The organism is Mesorhizobium kowhaii, assembly GCF_042431665.1.
In the GTDB taxonomy this organism is placed as follows: Bacteria; Pseudomonadota; Alphaproteobacteria; order Rhizobiales; family Rhizobiaceae; genus Mesorhizobium; species Mesorhizobium kowhaii.
The window spans coordinates 34,433-55,377 of the sequence record NZ_JBHLYT010000033.1 but is presented as its reverse complement, the minus strand read 5'-3'; the positions used below and the strand labels follow the sequence as shown (position 1 = coordinate 55,377).

Here is a 20,945-nt window from a genome sequence, read left to right as displayed (position 1 = left end):
CCGGAAAAGCCGGGACCGGCAAACCGCAATAGTGCGACCGCCTGGCCCAGATCGCTCTGGTCCGGAATGAGATTTTCACCTTTCAGTGATTTGGGGCGTCTGCGCCATAAATCGACGTTGTGTCACCGGCATGTTTGGCTGATGTAACACAAAAAGTCGGAAGAATCAAGGTTTTGCTGCATGAGCGAAGGCCACAGTTAAGCGCCGCCTGTCAAGGCGCTTAATGTGACATGCCTCTTACCCAACGTAATACCGGCCTTTGCGGACCTTTTGTCAATCGCCTTCACCGGGCTCGGCCGAGAAGTATTTCTCGAACTTACCGGCCTCGCCGTCGAAGGATTTGGCGTCGGCCGGAGGTTCCTTCTTGGCGGTGATATTGGGCCATTTCTCGGCGTATTCGGTGTTGATCTGCAACCATTTGTCGAGCCCCGACTCGGTGTCGGGCTTGATTGCGTCGGCCGGGCATTCCGGCTCGCAGACACCGCAGTCGATGCACTCGTCGGGATGTATGACGAGCATGTTCTCGCCTTCGTAGAAACAATCGACCGGACAGACCTCGATGCAGTCCATATATTTGCATTTGATGCAATTGTCGGTCACGACATAGGTCATCGGTTCGGCTCCGGAACGTCCCATTTTGTTGGGCTTTTTCCGTGAGGTAACGCCTTTATCCGCCGCTTGCAAGGGCAGCCATGCCTGGCGGCATCAGCGTTTCCGAAATGGAATTCCAGATGGCAGGCCCGGCAGGGATAGGTCATGTCCTGCGAAGTGTCTTGTTTGCCGGGTTCAGGGTTCGTTTTGTGAGTGTCGTTACCCCAAAATCGTCACGCATTTTTTGGCCGACACATCAGTCATCGCCAAGCAAGCGGTCGGTCTGGCGGCGTTCCTTCTTCGTCGGGCGGCCGCTGCCGGCCTCGCGCAGCCCTGGAATTGCATCGGGAGGGGCTTCGCCCTTTGGCGCGGGCGGCGGCGAGATATCCTCGTAGAGCGTGCGGGCCTCCTCGGCCGGGCCACGCCGCACGCCGGCGTTCAGCACCTTCCAGACGAAGATGCGCCGCTCGAGCGTGATGGTCAGGACATCGCCAGGCTTGACCAGATCGGAGGCCTGCGCTGCTTTGTCGCGATTGATGCGCACGCGGCCGGCGACCACCAGTTTCGCCGCCAGCGAGCGCGATTTCACGGCGCGCGAGAAGAACAGCCATTTGTCGATGCGCTGGCGGTCTCGGGCAGCCGTTGGGGCAACCATCGCAGCGAGCCGGGCCTACTTCTTCAGCTGGTCGCGCAAAGCGGCGAGCTTGGCGAAGGGCGAATCCGGATCGAAGCGCACCGGGCGCTCCTCGCGCGGCTTGGGCTGGAAGGCCGGCTTCCCGCCCCCCTTGCCTCGATCGGGGCCGCCACTCTTGCCATCCGGCCTGCCGCCCTTCCAGTCGGGCCGGCCTTCGCGGCGGTCGGGACGCTCGCCCTGTGGGCGGCCGTCACGCCTTTGTTCGCCCTCGCCCTGCGGCTTGGGCTTGAACTTCGAGCGGTCGAAGCGCGGCTTGCCGGCACCGTCGCGCCGTCCCTCGTGGGCCGGACGTTCTCCAGGTGTGGCTGCCGCTGGCGCGCCGGCGGCATCGGCCGGTGTATCGCTTCGGCCGCGCGCGGCCTGGCCGTTGCGCGGGCGATTGTGGCGGCCGTCACGATGGCGGGGGCGCTGTTCGAAACGGCCCTGGCGCCACAACAGGATCGGCTTTGGCGCCTCGGCTTCCGGAGCGGGCTCGCTGGCGGCTGCATCGGCCACCACGACAGGCTCGTCCGGCGCCGCTTCCGCCGCTGGCGCAGCTTCGGAAACTGGCTCTGCCGATGCGACCGCGACAGGTTCGGCTTCTGCCTCTGGCTCGGCAGCCGGCGCGGGTTCAGCAGCCACTTCGACGACGGCCTCTGGTGCGGCCACTTCCGTGGTTTCGGCTGGAGCTTCGGGTTGTTCTTCCGCGACGGGCGCGGCCGCCGCTTCCGCGATGGGTTCGGCGGGAATTTCGGCGATGGCCTCAGCAGTGGTGGCCGGCTCCGAACCTTCGACCGATGCCTCCGCGGCCGCGTCGACTGCCGCAGCTTCCGCTGCCTTGGCCTGCTCGGCCTTTGCAGCTTCTTCCGCCGCCAGCTTCGCAGCTGCCGCTTCGCGCGCGGCAATGTCCTGCGCCTCGAGCCGCGCCTTGACCTCGACGGCCGGCTTCGGCTCGGCACGATAGCCGAGACCTTTCAGGATCTCTTCCATGTCGTCGGCGGTGGCGCCGAGGATCGACATCATCGGCGGCGTCACCATGAAGGACTGGCCGTCATAGGCGCCGTCCGGACGCTGGCCGAGACCGGGCTTCCAGTTGGTCGCCGGGCGGATCAAATCCGCCAGCCGCTCCAGAATGTCGATGCGCACGGCGCGGCGGCCGAGATTGCGGTAGCCGGCAAGCTTGTAGAAGGTCCTGTCGAAGGTCGGGTCGATGACCACCGAGGTGCGGCCGGAGGCGAGGGCATGGACCACGTCGCCAAAGCCGGGCTTGTCCTTGCCGTCGTTCTTCAGCGCCCACAGCAAGGTCACCAGTCCGGCGGGCGCCGGCTTGATCAGCGCCGGCACGAAGACATGGTAGGCGCCGAAGCGCACGCCGAGCCGGCGCAGGGCAGCACGGCCCTCTTGGTCGAGCGACTTCATTTCTTCGGCGATGTCGCGGCGGTTGATGAGGCCGAAATTCTCGACCAGCTGGAAGGCGATGCCGCGGCCGATGCCGGCAATCTGGTCGGCGTTCTTCAGATCGACCAGCGGCTTCAGCAGCAACTCGATCTGGAAATTGACGAAACGTTCGGCGCGCGCCGCGACCTTGTCGCGCGCCGGGCCGGTCAGTTGTTCGTCGGCCAGCAGCACAAGGCGCGGTTTCAGCGCATCTTCGCCGGCGACCAGCGTGCCGATCGGCGCGCCGATCCAGCGCAGCGTGCCGTCCGAGCCAAGTGCGATGTCGCCATTGGCGCAAGCGCCGAACCGTTCGGCGCGCGCCTCGAATTCGGCTGCCAGCGCCTTCTGGGCGGCGGTGCGCACCGCCTTGGCGTCTTCGCCGCCGGCGGTCTGGTCGGCGGTGAAGCGGAACCCTTGCAACTCGCCGACATGGTGGCCTTCGACAAGGACGGTTCCGGTAGGACTAATTTCGGCTTCAGGCATGGTATTTTCTCTAAGGCGCCGCATGAGGACGGAAGTCCTGCGGTCTACGAAGCGTTTCGTCAACCGCTCATGCAACGCATCCGACAATCTGTCTTCGATTTCGCGCGTCTTTTCCTGCCAGTGTGCCTGATCGGCCAGCCAGCCGGGCCGGTTCGACACGAATGTCCAAGTGCGGATCTGGGCAATGCGATGCGACAGCGTGTCGATGTCGCCCTCGGTGGTGTCGGCGCGGCGCACCTGCTCGGCCATGTAGTTTTCGTCGACATGGCCATGCCGGGCAAGGTCCGTATAGATGGAAGCAATGAGGTCGGCATGCTGGGCCGGTGCGATCTTGCGGTAATCCGGCAGCGCGCAGGCTTCCCACAGCAGCGCCACGCGTTTGGCATTGGTGGCGAGTGCGCGGATGTCCTCGTCGCGCGACAGGTGCTCGAGCGCCTGCGCATCGACCGCAGGCAGCGCGCGCGTCAGCCCCTCGACAGGGGCGTTGGTCTCGATCGAGCGTTTCAGCGCGTCGAGGCTGGCGAAGTCGAAATGGGCGGTGCGCCACTGCAGCACCTTCACCGGGTCGAAGTCGTGGCCTTCGATCTTCTTGACCAGGTCCTCGTCAAGCGGGTCGACCTGGCCGGTGACGCCAAACGTGCCGTCGCGCAGATGCCGGCCGGCGCGGCCGGCGATCTGGCCAAGCTCGGCCGCCGTCAGGTTGCGATACTGATAGCCGTCGAACTTGCGGTTCTGGGCGAAGGCGACATGATCGAGATCAAGGTTGAGACCCATGCCGATGGCGTCGGTGGCGATGAGATAGTCGACGTCGCCCGACTGGAACAACGCCACCTGGGCGTTGCGGGTACGAGGCGAGAGCGCGCCAAGCACGACGGCGGCACCCCCCTGCTGACGACGGATCAGCTCGGCGATGGCATAGACCTCGTCGGCAGAGAACGCGACGATCGCCGTGCGCCTGGGCAGTCGGGTCAGCTTCTTCGACCCGGCATAGGCAAGATGCGACAGCCTCGGCCGCGTCACCACCGACACGCCCTTCAGCAGGCGCTGGAGGATGCCGTGCATGGTGGCCGCACCCAGCAGCAGCGTTTCCTGGCGGCCGCGCAGATGCAGGATGCGGTCGGTGAAGATGTGGCCGCGCTCGAGATCGCCGGCCAACTGCACCTCGTCGATGGCGACGAAGGCGGCGTCGGTCTCGCGCGGCATGGCCTCGACGGTGCAGACCGAATATTTGGCACCGGCCGGCTGGATCTTCTCCTCACCGGTGATCAGCGCGACCTTGTGGGCGCCGACCTTTTCGCAGACGCGGCCATAGACCTCACGCGCAAGCAACCTGAGCGGCAGGCCGATGATGCCACTCTCGTGCGCCACCATGCGCTCGATGGCGAGATGGGTCTTGCCGGTGTTGGTCGGCCCAAGCACGGCGGTCACGTCTCGGCCCGACAGGATCAGCGGTTCGGTATGTTTCGGCTGGATGTTCATCGACCTGGAAATAAGGCTTTCTGGTCTCTCGTTGTCGGGAGCGTGCCTCGAGTGGCGCGTATGACAGGCGACACATAAGGATTTCGAGCGCGAAGCGAAAGCGGAATGTTCCACCGGCGGCTCGAAGTCGTCTGTGTCAAGCTCCAGATTGGTTGCGGATTAACAGTTGGAACGAGTCTGGAACGAATCGGCGACGAATCAGTGACTCGACCAGATTCAGCTTTTGTTCACGGCTACATATGGATTTTGTGACCATGAGTCTCACCACATGCTGAATCAACGAACTGGCCCGTTTCATGCAGGGCGAGCTCTGCCGTTAACCTTTGCCGGCGAACGACCAGAATGCCTTGGCCTGCCTCTTCCAAGATTATGAAATTGTTGATCTTTCCTAAGCTCCGTTAAGGATTTGGCAGGCGATTCCGGCTGTCATCGTTAACACTCCGGTCAAAGCCGGAACGAATCGGCGCCGAATCAGCGATGCCAGAATCTTCCCGTTTTGTTCACCACAATATCTTGTGTTGCAAACAGCTTATCCACCGAGAATCCACAGGTTGCAAAGCCGGTTTTGCACAGGGCGGCCGGTGGTTGTTAACCTCTGCGTGCCGGATTGGGGCAGCAGCAGGCGTGGGCACGGCGAGAGCACTAAGCTGCCGACGAAAGACGGCCGGTCTGCCGGCCTGTCGATCTCGCCGCTCACACCGGCACTTCTGCCACAACCCGGGACAGAAAACCGCTTCACATTTTTCCTGGAATGTTTCAGGCGAAGTGAAGTGCCTCAGGCGAAGTATTGGCCGCCATTGGCTGATATGGTCGAGCCGGTGATGAAGCCGGCATCTTCGGATGCGAGGAAGACGACGCAGCGCGCGATCTCTTCCGGCTCGCCGAGGCGGCCGACGGGGATCTGCGGGATGATGCGCTCGTTGAGCACCTTCTCGTCGATTGCCTTGACCATTTCGGTGGCGATATAGCCGGGGCAGATGACGTTGACGGTGATGCCCGCGCGGGCCCCTTCCTGTGCAAGTGCCTTCGAAAAGCCGATGTCACCGGCCTTGGCGGCGGAGTAATTCACCTGTCCGGCCTGGCCCTTCTGGCCGTTGATCGAGGAGATGGTGATGACGCGGCCGAACTTGCGGTCGCGCATGCCGCCCCACAGCGGATGCGTCATGTTGAAGACGCCCGACAGATTGGTGTCGATGACCTCTTTCCACTGCTCGCGCGTGATCTTGTGGAACATGGCGTCGCGGGTGATGCCGGCATTGTTGACCAGCACCGAGACCGGACCGAGATCGGCCTCGACCTGCTTGATGCCGGCGGCGCAGGAATCGTAGTCGGCGACCGACCATTTGTAGACCGGGATGCCGGTTTCGGCTTTGAATTTCGCCGCCGCGTCATCATTGCCGGCGTAGTTGGCGGCAACCGAATAGCCTGCGTTCTTCAATGCGATCGAGATCGCCGCGCCGATGCCGCGCGATCCGCCTGTGACGATTGCTACCTTGGTCATGCGTTTCCCCTTTTTTGATATCGCCCTGTTGTCGGGCTTGGCAGGCGCTGGATATGGAGCAGGCACTGGATATGGAACGAGCGGCTTGCGCCGCCCGTTCAGTGATATCTTTAAAGCGCTTCCACGCACATGGCGACGCCCATGCCGCCACCAATGCAGAGCGTGGCGAGGCCTTTCTTGGCGCCGCGCCGACGCATCTCGAAGACCAGCGTGTTGAAGATGCGGGCACCCGAAGCGCCGATCGGATGGCCGATGGCAATGGCGCCGCCATTGACGTTGACGATCGAGGGATTCCAGCCCATGTCCTTGTTGACGGCGCAGGCCTGGGCGGCGAAGGCCTCGTTGGCCTCGATCAGGTCGAGATCGCCGACCGACCAGCCAGCCTTTTCCAATGCCTTGCGCGAGGCCGGTATCGGACCGGTGCCCATGATCTGCGGGTCGACGCCGGCGGTTGCCCAGGACACGATGCGCGCCAGCGGGGTGATGCCGCGCCTCACCGCTTCCGCTTCGCTCATCAGCAGCGCGCCGGCGGCGCCGTCATTGATGCCGGAGGCGTTGGCGGCGGTCACCGTGCCGTCCTTGTCGAAAGCCGGCCTCAACTTGGTCATGGCGTCGATCGTGGCGCCGTGGCGGATGTATTCATCCTGGTCGACAATGGTGTCGCCCTTCTTGCCCTTGATGGTGACGGCGACGATCTCGTCCTTGAACTTGCCGGCCTTCTGCGCCGCCTCGGCCTTGTTCTGGGAGGCGAGCGCGAACTGGTCCTGATCGTCGCGGGTGATCTGGAACTGGCGAGCGACGTTCTCGGCGGTGTTGCCCATGTGGTAGCCGTTGAAGGCATCCCACAGTCCGTCCTTGATCATGGTGTCGATCAGCTTGAAGTCGCCCATCTTGACGCCGGCGCGCAAATGCTGGGCATGCGTCGAAAGCGACATCGACTCCTGCCCGCCGGCGATGATCACCTTCGCATCGCCGGTGGCGATCTGCTGCATGCCGAGCGCAATGGCGCGCAGACCCGAGCCGCAAACCTGATTGAGGCCCCAGGCCGTGGTTTCCTTGGGCAGACCGGCATTGATCGATGCCTGGCGGGCCGGGTTCTGACCCTGAGCGGCGGTCAACACCTGGCCGAGGATGACTTCGTCGACCTCGCCTGGTTCGACACCGGCACGCGACAGCAGTTCCTGGATGACGATAGCACCGAGCTCATGCGCCGGCGTGGTGGCGAAAGCGCCGTTGAATGAGCCGACCGGCGTGCGGGCCGCACTGGCAATGACGATGGAAGCGGACATTTTCTTCTCCAGACTTCAAGGTGTTGTTCTGTCGTTGAGGACTTTTCTTGCCCTTTCCAGAACCCAAGTCAAACCGGAAATGGGCATGGCGCCCATGCGCAGCAAGCACATCGCACCGTGCCATGGCTGCACTCCATCCATTGCTGCGCAGCATATTTTGCCCGCTATGCAGCATTTAATGATGCCGCAGTGCACAAACTGCTTGGAATTGTGAGGCTTTTGCGCATATCCTCAAAAAAGGCACAATCGTTACCGGCGGCTTACTGGGGGGCGCCGGTGTCCCCGGGAGGATGCAGATGGCCGCTAAAGACGATCCGATCATCATCAAGAAATACGCCAATCGCCGCCTCTACAACACCGGCACCAGCACCTATGTGACGCTCGAGGACCTCGCCGAGATGGTCAAGAAGGGCGAGGAGTTCACCGTCCAGGATGCCAAGACCGGTGACGACATCACCCATCCGGTGCTGACCCAGATCATCTTCGAGCTCGAGAACAAGGATGGGCAGAACATGCTGCCGATCCCGTTCCTGCGCCAGCTGATCGCCTATTACGGCGACCAGATGCAGATGATCGTGCCAAGCTTCCTCGAACAGTCCATGCTGGCCTTCTCCAAGGAGCAGGAACGCTTTCGCGAACAGATGAAGGGTGCGCTCGGCAAGTCGCCGCTGGACATGATGAAGATCACCACGCCGATCAAGGCGCTGGAGGAGCAGACGCGCCGCAACATGGAAATGTTCCAGAATGCGATGCGGCTGTTCACGCCGTTTCCACCGGTAGGTACCGCGCCAGCCGCGGCCCCGGCCGAGCCGGCGAGGAAGGAAATGCCGGAAAAGCCCGACGACCTTCAGGAACTGAAGGACCAGATCGCGGCCATGCAGCGCAAGCTCGACACGATGTCGTGAGCGCTTCGGAGTCGTGAGCGCTTCGGATCGAAAGATCCGTAGCTGGCACATAGTGCTATCGCGGCAGCAATCCCTCATAGCGGCCGCGCGGCCTGATGACACTTCCGCTTGTTAGCTGTTCGACCGTGTGCGCGGCCCAGCCGACGCTGCGTGCGAGTGCGAACAGGCGGAACGGTGCATCGCGCGGCAAGCCAAGGCCGCGTGTCAGCACGGCCAACGCGAAGTCGATGTTCGGGCGCGCGCCGGTCGCGGCAAGGGCCGTATCACGCAGCGATTGAGAGAGATCATCGATGTCGATCACGCTCAGCAATGCCGCCGCGCGGGGATCGCCGTCGGGATAGAGCGGATGGCCGAAGCTCGGCAGAGGCCGGTCATGGCTGAGCCAGCGCCGGATCGCCGCTTCGGCACCGTGCCGCCCCGCATCCTCGGCCAGTTGCATCACCGCTTCGCCGGCGCCGCCATGGCGAGGGCCTGACAATGTCGCCAACCCAGCGAGCAGGCAGGCGGCCATCGGCGCTCCGGTCGAGGCCGCGACACGGGCGGCGAAAGTCGATGCGTTGAGTTCGTGGTCGGCGAGCAGGACGAGCGCGCGGCGGATCGCATCGGCTCCGGCTGCATCCACCGACCAGTCCCGCGCCAATCGCCGATGAACTGGGTCCGGTCCCGCCGATGCGCCCAAGGCGCTGGCCAACACGCCGACCGCGTGCGCGGCATCGGCATGCAGCGAGGTGGCGCTGCGCCCGAGTGAAGGCCGCCCCTGGCCGGCAAGCACGGCAAGTTGCGCAAAGGCCGAGGCCCGGCCGGGTTGGTGGGCCGCATCCGGCGCCGGCGCTCGGAAGGCCACCGGTTCAGGCAGCGCCCAGAGCACTGCCGCTGTTTCTTCCAGCGTGGCACTCGCTGAAAGCGCAACGGCGTCCTGGCCACGATAGACAAGATGACCGTGCAAGACGGTCGAGATCGAGGTGACGATCGACGGTTCGCCCCAGGCAATGGCGCTTTCGGCGATGGCCGACGGGCTGCGTCCACGCGCCCTTCGCGTTGCCAGTACCGCTATGTCGTCGGCACGATACTGGCTGCGGCGCGGATCGGCGCGGTCCGGTTGCATGCCGATGCGGCCGCGGCTGACATAGGCGTAGAGTGTCTGGGGCCGCACCTTGAGCCTTTCCAGCGCCTCTTCCCGCGACAACCACTCGGACATATCGAACTCTGATATTGATTATATTGATCAAGATTGATCAGCAGATTGCCTAGCCTTATCTCTGATACGGAAATGGATCAAGGAGGCAGGCTATGGCGAATGGGCTCGACGACGTTGTGGCGGCTGAAACCGTCCTCTCCGACGTGGATGGTCTTGGCGGCAATCTGACCATCCGCGGCCATTCGCTGCGGGAACTGGCCGGACGCTGGAGCTACGCGCAGGTGGTCAGCCTGCTGCTCGATGGCTTCTTCGAAGTCCTTCCCGGCGATGCCGAACTGGCGCGAGCGCTGGGCCAGGCGCGCGCAGAAGTGTTCGAGCGGCTTTTGCCCTCACTGCCTTTGCTGACTCCGCTCGATGTCTACAGCGCGATGCGCGCCGGCATGGCGCTTCTGCCGGACGGCGAGACTTTGCCGGACGCGTTGCGGCTGATCGCGGCACCCGCGGTGCTGACGCCGGCCTTGCTGCGCCTACAGCACGGCGAGGAGCCTATCGCGCCGGACAGCCGGGCCGATCATGCCGCCGACATGTTGAGGATGCTCAACGGTCGCCCCGCCTCGCCGGCACTGGCGAAGGCGCTCGACACCTATCTGATGACCGTCTGCGACCATGGTCTCAATGCCTCGACCTTCGCCACCCGCGTGGTCGCGTCGACACAGGCCGGCCTAACATCGTCCGTGCTGGCCGGGCTCGGCGCACTCAAGGGGCCGCTGCATGGCGGCGCGCCCGGCCCGGTCATCGAGATGCTGGATGCGATCGAGGCGCATGGCGATGCCGCCGGCTGGCTGCGCGACGAGGTCGCGCATGGCGAGCGCATCATGGGCTTCGGCCATCGCATCTACCGCGTGCGCGATCCGCGTGCCGACGTGCTGAAGGCGGTGGTGCGGCAACTCGGCGGCGAGAGCGAAACCGGTCGCCGGCTGGCCTTCGCGGAGACAGTGGAGCAAGCCGCGCTCGACGTGCTGCGTATCGCCAAGCCGTCGCGCTCATTGCAAACCAATGTCGAATTCTACACCGCGCTGCTTTTGGAAGCGGCGGATTTCCCCAAGGAGGCATTCAGCAACGTCTTCGCCGCCGGGCGTGTCGCCGGCTGGATTGCGCACGCCCGTGAACAGCAGACGACCGGACGGTTGATCCGGCCGCAGTCGCGCTATGTCGGGCCGGTGCCGGACCTCGTTGCCTGAGGCTGTCTGCCTGTTTCGATGGATGCCGCCTTTCCGCTCCGAAGCGGCGAGGCGGTTCTTCATGACCGAAATTTCATGTGATCACGCGACCGTGTTCGTGTTCTTGCCTTGGTCAGGACTTATATGCTGCACTGCAACATAGGTCCGCTGTGACCGAACCGTCCCGATCCCCGGGCGTGATGAGGCCTGCAGCATCCAAAACGACAGGAACGCCATGACGAAAAACGGCAAGGCGGAGGAAACCAAGAAGATCAACATCGCGCTTCAGGGCGGCGGCTCGCACGGGGCCTTTTCCTGGGGTGTGCTCGACCGGCTGCTGGAGGATGGCAGGCTGGAGATCGCAGCGGTGTCCGGGACCAGCGCCGGCGCCATGAACGCGGTGGCGTTGGCCGACGGTTTCGTGCGTGGCGGCGTCGAGGGAGCGCGGCAAAAGCTCGACGATTTCTGGCGCGCGGTGGCGGCAAAGGGTCGGTTCAGCCCGGTGCAGCGCATGCCGTGGGATGTAGCCTGGGGCAACTGGTCGATCGAGAACACGCCGGGCTATGTCTTCTTCGACACCATGTCGCGGGTGTTTTCGCCCTACGTCGCCAATCCGCTCGGCCTCAATCCGCTGCGCGACGTGGTTGCGCAGGAGATCGATTTCAAGAATGTGCGCGCCTGCAAGTCGATGGAACTGTTCATTTCGGCAACCAATGTCGAAACCGGGCAGTTGCGTGTGTTTTCAGATGGCGAGATCGACCTCGACACGGTGATGGCCTCGGCCTGCCTGCCGCAACTGTTCCGCGCCGTCGAGATCAAGGGCGTGCCCTATTGGGATGGCGGCTATGGCGGCAACCCGGCGCTTTATCCGTTCTTCAAGACGGCGGCGACCGAGGACGTGCTTCTGGTGCAGATCAATCCGGTGGTGCGGGAAGGAACACCGAGGAGCGCCAACGAGATCCAGAACCGCATCGACGAGATCACCTTCAACGCCGGGCTGCTGCGCGAATTCCGCTCGATCGCCTTCATCAAGGAACTGATCGCCGCCGGCCGTCTGCCACATGGCGAATACCGTGACATCCGCATGCACCGCATCGATGCCGACGAGGCGTTCAAGGATCTGTCGGCGTCATCGAAGGTCAATGCCGAATGGGCGTTCCTGAGCTATCTGCGCGATCTTGGCCGCACCGCCGCCAGCGACTGGCTGGAGGAGAATTACGATGCCGTCGGCAAGCGCCCAACGCTCGATCTGTCAGGCGAACTCGATGACGGCTTCAAGCCGGTGCGTGGTCCCGCACCTGGCCGGCGGGTCAAGGAATTCCTCGCGGTGCGCAAGAACCCGGAGGCGGAGCGCCGCCGGGCCTGAGCTGTGCCGAGATTCAGGTGAGGCCGGCCTGCAAATGGCGGCCTCCTGCGCTTCCGGTGCTCGCGGACCCGAAAGTACGGTCTGCTCCGGTTCTCGGAACCCGCCTTGTTTGGTCGCTTCGCGCCCGTCTTGGACTCCGGCTCGGCCTGACCCGAATCTCGGCACAGCTTTGCTTCTTGGCTTCATCCAGCTTTCAAGGTCAGATCGATCACCCTGATCAGGGCAGCGGCCGCCTGCCGCTGCCTGTCGGGATCGCTGATCCGCGCCTTCATGCCTTCCAGTCCGTCGAGCAGCATGTCGGCAAGCAGTTGCGTCGACAGGCCCTTGGCCGCCAGATCGACGCCGTTCCTGGCGGCCTCGCTCTGGATCGCGGCGGCGATATGTTCGACAAGGCCGCCGCGCCAGCAGCCGACCAGATCGCCGAGGCTTGATTTCATGTCCACCAATTCGGCGCCGTGCGGCGAGGCAACGACTGCGCTCATCATCGAGATGAAAGCTTCGTCGATGGCTCGCATCATGCGCTCGGTGAAAGCGCCATCGCCGGCCAGAGCCATTTTCGCGGCCTCGACCGAGCGCGACAGCACCATCATGGCGATGGCGCGAAAAATGTCGGTCTTGTTCTTGAACAGGAGATAGAGCGCCGGCCGCGACATGTCGGCGGCGCGGGCGATGTCGTCCATGGTGGTGCGGGAGAAGCCATAGGCCAAAAACACCTTCATTGCGCCATCCAGGATGCGGACGCGTTTGGGGTCGGTGATGGCGATGTCTTCGATCTGATTCATGGGGCAACATTATCCTGCAAAATAGCAATTGACAAAATGACGATTTTTGTCAATCTGTTTGAGGAGGAAATGACCGGTTGGCCATTTCGTCTCGGGTTGTGGACGACAACAAAGGGTATCCCCATGCGCCTCACCGTCGACGGGCAGTCTTTCGATTTCGAAGCCGATCCGGACATGCCGCTGCTATGGGCGCTGCGCGATCTCATTGGCAAGACCGGACCGAAGTTCGGCTGCGGCATCGCCGCCTGCGGCGCCTGCACCGTGCATATCGATGGTCAGCCGGTGCGTTCCTGCTCGCTCCCGGTTGGCCAGGTCAGCGGCGCTGTCACCACCATCGAAGGCATCGGCACGGCGGACAGACTGCATCCGGTGCAGCAGGCATGGCTGGAGGAGCAGGTCGCGCAATGCGGCTACTGCCAGGCCGGCCAGATCATGAGCGCGGTGGCGCTGCTCGACGAGGTCGCCGACCCGAGCGACGCCGACATCGACAACGCCATGGGCGGCAATCTCTGCCGCTGCGGCACCTATCCGAAGATCCGCTCGGCCATCAAGAAGGCTGCAGCGCTTAAGACAGCGGGGCTCTGACCATGGCCAGTGTCGGAAAGATCGCCCGCCGCACATTCCTGATTGGCGCGGCTGCTGTCGCGGGCGGCTTTGCCGTCGGCTACTACTATTATCGCAAACCGTTTGCGAACCCGCTCGAGGCCGATCTCGGCAAGGGCGAGGCGACCTTCAACCCCTATGTGAAGATCGGCGCCGACAACACCATCACCATCGTCGCGCCGCGCGCCGAGATGGGGCAAGGCATCTCGACGACGCTTGCCGTCATGGTCGCCGAAGAACTCGATGTCGGTCTCGATCAGGTCAAGGTCGAGCACGGCCCGGCCTCCTATGCCTATTACAACGCGGCGATCCTCGAAGAAGGCGGCCCGTTCGCCTTCTTCGACGAGAGCATGACTGCACAAGCCGTGCGCTCGGGTCTCGGCGTGGTCGGCAAGTTCCTTGCTCTCCAGGCCACCGGCGGCTCGGCTTCGGCGCGCGACGGTTTCGACAAGATGCGCCAGGCGGGCGCCACTGCCCGGCAGTTGCTGATTGCGGCGGCGGCGCAGAAACTCGGCGTTGCCGCCGCCGATCTGGAAACGGCCAACGGCTCGATCCTGCATAAGGCGTCTGGCAAGTCGCTGACTTATGGCGCGGTCGCCGCGGCCGCCGCCGCCATGGCACCGCCGGCCGAAGTCAGGCTCAAGGACCGAGCCGACTGGAAACTGCTGGGAAAACCGCAGAAGCGCATCGACATGCTGGCCAAGGTCACCGGGGCGCCGATCTTCGGCATCGATGTCAGGCTGCCGGACATGCTCTACGGCACGGTCAAGATGAGCCCGCGCTTCTGGGCCAAGCCGGTCAAGGCGGACCTCGCCAAAGCCGAGAAAATGCCCGGCGTGGTCAAGATCGTACCGCTCGAGACGAATTATGGTCACGGCTTCGGCATCATCGCGGACAATACCTGGGCGGCATTCAGGGCGGCCGACGCCATCGACGCCCAGTGGGCGGATCCCGAATATCCGCTCAGCAGCGCCGCCATTGGCGACGTGCTGAAACAGGCGCTCGGCACCAAGGGCTCAGCGATGCGCGACAATGGCGATGTCGATACCGCCTTCGCCGACGCGCCGCGCGAAAGGATCGTCGAGGCAGACTATGCGGTGCCTTATCTGGCGCATGCGACAATGGAGCCGATGAACGCCACGGCACGGTTCGGCGATGGTGCCCTCGACATCTGGTGCGGCAACCAGGCGCCGACCCTGGTGCGGCAGCTTTGCGCCAACGCGGTCGGCATCGAGCAGGACAAGGTCACCGTCCACACCACCTTCATGGGTGGCGGTTTCGGCCGCCGTACCGAGATGGACTATGCCCTTTGCGCGGTGTTGATGGCGAAGGAGACAGGCGGGCGCCCAATCAAGGTGACCTGGACGCGCGAAGAGGACATGCGTCATGACGCTTATCGGCCGGCCGCGGTCGGCAAGTTCCAGGCGCGGCTCGGCGACGACGGCATGCCGGTCGCCGTCGACATGAAGCTCGCCTCGCCATCGGTGATCGCCGGCACCTTGCGTCGGCTGTTTCCGTCGATATCGCCACTCGGTCCCGACAAGTCCACTGTCGATGGGGCCTATGACCAGCCCTACACAATTCCGAACTATCGGGTCAGCGGCGTCGCGGCGCCCGTCTCCATCCCTGTCGGCTTTTGGCGCTCGGTCGGCAGCTCGGTCAACGGCTTCTTCCATGAGGGGTTCATGGACGAGATCGCCACAGCCGGCAAAATCGATCCGGTCGAGATGCGCAAGAAGCTAATGGCCGCCTATCCCTCGGCGGTGAAGGTGGTGGAGAAAGTCGCGGCGATGGCGAAATGGGGCGAGGCGCTGCCCGCCGGCAAGGCCAGGGGCATGGCCTTCACGCTGTCCTTCGGCAGCTGGGTCGGCGAGATCATCCAGGTGGCGGACACGCCGGCCGGCATCCGCATCGAGAAGGTGTGGATCGCCGCCGATGTCGGCACCGCGCTCGATCCCGGTATCATCGAGGCTCAGCTGATTTCCGCCGCCATCTACGGTCTTTCGGCGGCAATGGGACAGGAAATCACCTTCGCCGACGGCATGGTCGAACAGTCGAACTTCCACGACTTCGACGCCATGCGGATCTTCCAGTGCCCGGTCTTCGAAGTCGCCATCCTGGAAAATTTCCACAAGATGGGCGGTGTCGGCGAGGTCGGCACACCGCCGGCGGCACCGGCGCTGGCCAACGCCATCTTCGCGCTCACCGGCAAGCGCATCCGCACGCTGCCTTTGTCGAAAACGGTGGCCTTCGCATGAAGAAGCTCCTCATCATGCTGACGCCTGCTGCCATGCTCGCCCTCGCGGCGCCGTTCGCAGTCGCACAAGACAGCCAGACGCCGGCGCCGGCGACGGTCGACGCAGCGAAAGGCTTGTCCGAATGGGACAAGATCCATGCGGTGTTCTCGCATCCGCGCTGCGCCGACTGTCATGTCGCGGACGACCGGCCGCGCTGGTCCGGCGCGCATTATGGCGGCACCCGCGTTCACGCCTTCAACGTCCAGCGCGGTAACGACGGATCGGGCTTCGGCAATCCGGGCCTGCGCTGCACGACTTGCCATTTCTCTAGCAATTCCAATGCATTGCATGGACCGCCCGGAGCCGAGAACTGGCGTCTGGCGCCGGCCGAGATGGCCTGGTTCGGGAAATCTTCGGCCGAAATCTGCGCCCAGATCAAGGATCCGGTGCGCAATGGCGGTCGCAGTTTGGACGATATCGCGCTGCATGTTCGCGACGACAGGCTGGTCGCCTGGGGCTGGGCGCCGGGGTTGAACCGTGAGCCGGCTCCGGGCTCGGCCGAAGCAACCTTTCAAGCGATCGAAAACTGGATGGCGGTGGGTTCACCTTGCCCGGTGCCGTAATGGTCTTGCAACTTTAAGGCTATATTGCGGTGCAACTTTGATGTAGAAGCGCGCTTCGCCGATCACGGCAAATTGAAGACGGCCTGGCGCGCACCCATATCGGCGACGCGCCCGCGTTATGAGGACGCTGGCCGAATCCGCAGTGGAAAAAACGACGATGAGAATCAGGTTTCACAAGCTTGCAGCCGTTGTTGTGCTCATTGGTTTCGCGGCGTGGATGGCGACAGGCGAATTCTCGTCCGTCGGCAGCGTAGCCGCCAACAAGGCCAAGGCTGCCGAAGTCGAGCAGGCCAAGGCGCCGGACGCGAACAAGCCCAAGGTGGCGGAAGCCGAGCCGAAGCCACCGTTGCGCACCGTCGCGGTGGTGACGCCGCCGCGCAAGACCTATGCGCGCGCCATCCGCATTTCAGGATTGACCGAAGCCGATAAACGAGCGGTGCTGGGCGCGCGCGTTGCCGGTGTCATCGACAAGCTGCCGGTCAAGCAAGGCCAGCACGTCAAGACCGGCGATCTGGTGATGATGCTTGCCGCCGAAGAAAAGATCTCGATGGTCGACAACGCCAAGCAGTTGGTTGTGCAGCGCCAGGCCGAGTTGGACGCAGCTCTGCGACTGATGAAAACCGGCAATTTGCCGAAGCTGCAGCTCGATACCGCGCGCTCGAACCTGACCTCGGCGCAGTCGCTGCTGAAAACGGCGCAGGCCCTGCTCGAGCGCAATGAGGTGAGGGCGCCTTTCGACGGCGTCATCGACCGGGTGCCGGTGGAACTTGGCAGTTCCATCATGGAGGGCGGCGAGGTGGCAACCATCCTCAAGCTTGATCCGGTGATTGCCCGCGGCGAGGTCAGCGAGCGCGATCTCGGCTACCTCAAGCTGGGCGACAAGGCCAATGTTCGGCTTGTCAGCGGCCAGACGGTCGAAGGCACCGTGCGCTACATCAGCCGCGACGCGTCGTCGGCGACCCGCACTTTCCGCATCGAGGTGGCTATCCCCAATGGCGACGGCTCCGTGCCGGCCGGCATGACGGCGGAAATCGCGCTCAACGCGCAACCGACCGACGCTGTCCTGCTGCCGCGCTCGGTGGTGACGCTCGGCGACAAGGGCGACCTCGGCATCCGTGCCGTCGGCAAGGACAACAAGGTGGCGTTCTTCCCGATCGACCTCGTCGACGATACGCCGACCGGCCTTGTGCTCGGCGGCATCCCGGCTGACGCGCGCATTATCGTCGCCGGCCAGGAACTGGTGAAGGAAGGCGATGTGGTCAATCCGGTCGAGGCCGACCAGGCGACGATCCGGAAGCTGCTGGGCGAGGCGACTGCCGGGACGCAGTAGCAACGGGTCGCGACGGACTAGCCCTGGGCGGGGACAATCGGCTGCGACGCAGCTCCTGAAAATTCAACAACAGGCGTTAGCCATGGATATCGTCAGACTCGCAATCAACAATGCCCGCCTGACCATCTCGGTCCTGGTCTTCCTTCTGCTCGCAGGCTGGGTCGCTTATCAGTCAACGCCAAAGGAAGCGGAACCCGACGTTCCGATTCCGATGATGTATGTCAGCCTGATCTATCAAGGCATTTCGCCCGAGGATTCGGAGCGCCTTCTGCTGCGGCCTATGGAAAGCAAGCTGAAGAGCCTGAAAGGCCTCAAGGAAATGCGCTCGGCCGCCTTCCAGGGCGGCGGCTATGTGCTGGTCGAGTTCCAACCGCAGACCAACCTGGCGACAGCGCTGCAGGACACGCGCAGCAAGGTGCAGGATGGCAAGGCCGACCTGCCGCAGGCGGCTGAAGAGCCTGTTGTTACCGAGGTCAATATCTCCGAATTCCCCGTCCTCGTCGTCACCCTGTCAGGCGAATTGCCCGAGCGTGTGCTGACCGCTGCCGCGCGCGAACTGCGCGACCGCATCGAAGAAGTGCCCGGCGTTCTCGAAGGCTCGCTGCAGGGCGCGCGCGACGACCTCGTCGAGGTCGTCATCGACCCGATGAAGCTGTCTTCCTACGGGCTGCAGCTCGATCAGCTGATCGGTGCGGTCGGCAACTCCAACAGCCTGGTCGCCGCCGGCAATATCGAGGGCTCGGAGGGCAAATACGCCGTCAAGGTGCCGTCACTGATCGAGACACCTGAGGATGTGGCGGCGCTGCCGGTGGTCGCCGGCCCCAATGCCGTGGTTCAGGCCAAGGACATCGCGACGATCCGCTCCACCTTCAAGGATGCCGAGACGGTGACCCGCCTCAACGGCAAGCCGGCCATTGCCATCGAAGTGAAAAAGCGCATCGGTGCCAATCTGATCGACACGCTCACCAAGGTGAGGGAGGTCTCCGACGCCTTCGTCAAGACCATGCCGCAAGGCATGAATGTCACCTACACGCAGGACAAGTCGGTCTTCGTCAACCAGCTGCTCGGCGACCTGCAGAACCATGTGATGATCGCCGTCATCCTGGTGTTCATCGTCATCCTCTACGCGCTGTCCGGCCGTGCCTCACTGTTGATCGGCCTGGCCATTCCCTCATCGTTCCTGATCGGCATCCTGTTGCTTGCGATGATGGGCTACACGATCAACATGATCGTGCTGTTCAGCCTGATCCTGGCCGTCGGCATGCTTGTCGACGATGCCATCATCGTCACCGAATTCGCCGAGCGGCGGATGGGCGAGGGCATGCCGAAGGCGGAAGCTTTCGCACTTGCCGCCAAGCGCATGGCCGGTCCGGTCATCGCCGCGACGATGACGCGCATCGCCGCCTTCTCGCCGCTGCTGTTCTGGCCGGGCATCATCGGCGACTTCATGAAATACATGCCGATCACGCTGATCGTCACGCTGTCGGCCTCGATGCTCTACGCGCTGGTGTTCGCACCGACGCTGGGGGCGATCTTCGCCAAGGCGCCCGAGCACCATGAGGATGACAATCGCGACGGCTGGTACATGGCCATCGTCAAGCAGGCGGTGCGCTTCCCCATCACCGTGCTGGTGCTGACCGTGGCGCTGCTGTTCGGCGTCGGCTTTGCCTATTCGAAATATGGCGCCGGTGTCGAGTTCTTCCCCAGTGTCGAGCCAGACTACGGCCTGCTCTACGTGCACGCTCGCGGCAATCTTTCGCTGGCCGAAATGGATACCGCGACCAAGATCGCCGAAAACAGGCTGCTCGGCTGGCCCGGCATCAAATCGGTCTACACCCGCGTCGGCAAGACGCAAGGCGGCGGCCAGGACGTTCCGGAAGACGTCGTCGGCGTCATCCAGTACGAATTCATCGACTGGCGCGAGCGCAAATCGGCAAACCAGATCCTGGGCGAGTTGCGTGGCGTCATGGCCGGCATTCCCGGCGTCGATGTCGAGGTGCGCGTGCCCGAAGCCGGTCCGCCAACCGGCAAGCCGATCCAGATCAGGCTTTCGGCGATCGATCCCAAGGGGCTCGACGACAAGGCGCGCGCCGTCGCGGCCCGCATTGCCAAGGTGCCCGGCGTCATCGACATTTCTGACGGTCTGCCGCCGCCCGGCGTCGACTGGGCGCTCGAGGTCGACCGTGCCAAGGCGGCGCAGTACGGCATCAGCCCGACTTCGGTCGGAACGGTGGTGCAACTGGTGACCAACGGGCTGAAGCTCAGTGAATATCGACCGGCAGGTGCTGACGATGCCGTCGACATCAGGCTGCGTCTGCCCGAAGACCGCCGCACGCTGTCGACGCTCGACGAGCTCAGGGTGCAGACCTCGCAAGGCTCGGTACCGATCTCGAATTTCGTCGTGCGCAAGCCCGAACCGACCGTTGGTATCCTCAACCGCATCGACGGCGCCCGCACGGTGGTCGTCCAGGCAAACGTCGCCGCCGGCACTCAGGTCGCGGCCGTGCAGCAGGAGGTCACCAAGGCTGTCGCCGATATGGATCTGGGCAGCGGCATACGCTGGAAGCTGGCCGGCTCGAACGAGGACAGCGCGGAGGCCAGCGCCTTCCTCGGCAAGGCCTTTGGCGCGGCGATCTTCCTGATCTTCCTCGTGCTCCTGATGCAGTTCAACAAATTCACCAGCGTGCTGATGGTGCTGTCCTGCGTGGTCATGGCGACGATCGGCGTGTTCCTGGGGCTGCTGTTGACGGGAGAGGCATTCGGCATCGTCATGTCGGGCATCGGTGTCATCGCGCTGGCCGGCGTGGTGGTGAACAACAACATCGTGCTGATCGACACCTATGACCGGCTGCGCGAAGAAGGCTGGGACAAGATGGAAGCGGTGTTGCAGACCTGCCGCGAACGGGCCCGCCCGGTTGTGCTGACGGCGGTGTCGGCGATCCTCGGCGTGCTGCCGATCGCCTTTGGCCTCGGTCTCGAAATCTTCCATCACGAGACGACGATCAACGCGCCGTCGACGCAATGGTGGATCTCGCTGTCGTCGGCGATCGTCTTTGGCCTGTCCTTTGCGACCTTGCTGACGCTGGTGGTGACGCCGTCGATGCTGATGATCTTCACGCGCAGCAAGAACAGCCGCTTCTACGCGTTTTTCCGTCGGCTATTCCGGCGCGGCAAGGGAAAGGTCTCGTCGACCGACACGCCAGATACGGATGTGGGCGGCGAGCCGGCTATCGCCTTTCCGAAGGCAGCCGAATAAACCTGTCTGCGAACCTCTGACGCAAAGGCCGT

At 63.8% G+C, this 20,945-nt stretch carries 15 protein-coding genes; 8 read left to right on the top strand and 7 right to left on the bottom strand.

From position 1 onward, the window contains the following. Positions 1-273: 273 nt before the first annotated feature. The 5 genes from fdxA to ACFFNA_RS19725 all read right to left on the bottom strand — a co-directional run bounded on the left by fdxA (position 274) and on the right by ACFFNA_RS19725 (position 7,453). The gene (fdxA, locus tag ACFFNA_RS19745; protein ID WP_095089463.1) at positions 274-612 is read right to left on the bottom strand and encodes a ferredoxin FdxA; all 339 of its coding nucleotides are present in this window, start codon (positions 610-612) and stop codon (positions 274-276) included. 235 nt (positions 613-847) lie between these two features. Further along, positions 848-1,246: an RNA-binding S4 domain-containing protein gene (locus ACFFNA_RS19740; RefSeq protein WP_378920904.1), complete on the bottom strand. Its 399-nt coding sequence runs from the start codon at positions 1,244-1,246 to the stop codon at positions 848-850. Between the two features lie 15 nt (positions 1,247-1,261). Then, positions 1,262-4,663 (bottom strand): helicase-related protein, encoded by a 3,402-nt coding sequence (locus ACFFNA_RS19735; protein WP_378920902.1) that lies wholly within the window; start codon positions 4,661-4,663, stop codon positions 1,262-1,264. A gap of 775 nt (positions 4,664-5,438) precedes the next feature. Beyond that, complete coding sequence (phbB, locus tag ACFFNA_RS19730; RefSeq protein ID WP_111544495.1) at positions 5,439-6,164, bottom strand: acetoacetyl-CoA reductase; 726 nt, start codon at positions 6,162-6,164, stop codon at positions 5,439-5,441. Positions 6,165-6,274: 110 nt separating this feature from the next. Then, positions 6,275-7,453, bottom strand: coding sequence for an acetyl-CoA C-acetyltransferase (locus ACFFNA_RS19725; protein WP_378920900.1), 1,179 nt, complete (start codon positions 7,451-7,453; stop codon positions 6,275-6,277). A gap of 296 nt (positions 7,454-7,749) precedes the next feature. Between ACFFNA_RS19725 and phaR the strand changes: the two genes are divergently transcribed. After that, a complete protein-coding gene (phaR, locus tag ACFFNA_RS19720) occupies positions 7,750-8,358 on the top strand; it encodes a polyhydroxyalkanoate synthesis repressor PhaR (protein WP_111544553.1) in 609 nt (202 codons plus the stop codon). 55 nt (positions 8,359-8,413) lie between these two features. Here the strand turns inward: phaR and ACFFNA_RS19715 are convergent, their stop codons facing one another. Then, complete coding sequence (locus ACFFNA_RS19715) at positions 8,414-9,556, bottom strand: citrate synthase (RefSeq protein WP_111544493.1); 1,143 nt, start codon at positions 9,554-9,556, stop codon at positions 8,414-8,416. Positions 9,557-9,648: 92 nt separating this feature from the next. Between ACFFNA_RS19715 and ACFFNA_RS19710 the strand changes: the two genes are divergently transcribed. Both ACFFNA_RS19710 and ACFFNA_RS19705 read left to right on the top strand, forming a co-directional pair. Next, positions 9,649-10,737, top strand: coding sequence for a citrate synthase/methylcitrate synthase (locus tag ACFFNA_RS19710; RefSeq protein ID WP_378920897.1), 1,089 nt, complete (start codon positions 9,649-9,651; stop codon positions 10,735-10,737). A gap of 214 nt (positions 10,738-10,951) precedes the next feature. Beyond that, positions 10,952-12,082: a patatin-like phospholipase family protein gene (locus ACFFNA_RS19705; RefSeq protein WP_378920895.1), complete on the top strand. Its 1,131-nt coding sequence runs from the start codon at positions 10,952-10,954 to the stop codon at positions 12,080-12,082. A gap of 182 nt (positions 12,083-12,264) precedes the next feature. Here ACFFNA_RS19705 and ACFFNA_RS19700 read toward each other — a convergent pair whose 3' ends face one another. Next, complete coding sequence (locus ACFFNA_RS19700; RefSeq protein ID WP_378920893.1) at positions 12,265-12,864, bottom strand: TetR/AcrR family transcriptional regulator; 600 nt, start codon at positions 12,862-12,864, stop codon at positions 12,265-12,267. 123 nt (positions 12,865-12,987) lie between these two features. Here ACFFNA_RS19700 and ACFFNA_RS19695 point away from each other — a divergent pair, with 123 nt between their 5' ends. From ACFFNA_RS19695 to ACFFNA_RS19675, 5 genes are all read left to right on the top strand, one after another. After that, entirely contained in the window at positions 12,988-13,449 is a 462-nt protein-coding gene (locus ACFFNA_RS19695; RefSeq protein WP_111544552.1) for a (2Fe-2S)-binding protein, read from the top strand. A gap of 2 nt (positions 13,450-13,451) precedes the next feature. Continuing rightward, positions 13,452-15,725: a xanthine dehydrogenase family protein molybdopterin-binding subunit gene (locus tag ACFFNA_RS19690; protein ID WP_378920891.1), complete on the top strand. Its 2,274-nt coding sequence runs from the start codon at positions 13,452-13,454 to the stop codon at positions 15,723-15,725. Continuing rightward, complete coding sequence (locus tag ACFFNA_RS19685; RefSeq protein ID WP_111544487.1) at positions 15,722-16,327, top strand: hypothetical protein; 606 nt, start codon at positions 15,722-15,724, stop codon at positions 16,325-16,327. The genes ACFFNA_RS19690 and ACFFNA_RS19685 overlap by 4 nt, the downstream gene beginning before the upstream one ends. Positions 16,328-16,484: 157 nt before the next feature. Beyond that, entirely contained in the window at positions 16,485-17,657 is a 1,173-nt protein-coding gene (locus ACFFNA_RS19680) for an efflux RND transporter periplasmic adaptor subunit (protein WP_378920888.1), read from the top strand. Positions 17,658-17,739: 82 nt separating this feature from the next. After that, complete coding sequence (locus ACFFNA_RS19675) at positions 17,740-20,913, top strand: efflux RND transporter permease subunit (protein ID WP_378920886.1); 3,174 nt, start codon at positions 17,740-17,742, stop codon at positions 20,911-20,913. Positions 20,914-20,945: the final 32 nt, after the last annotated feature.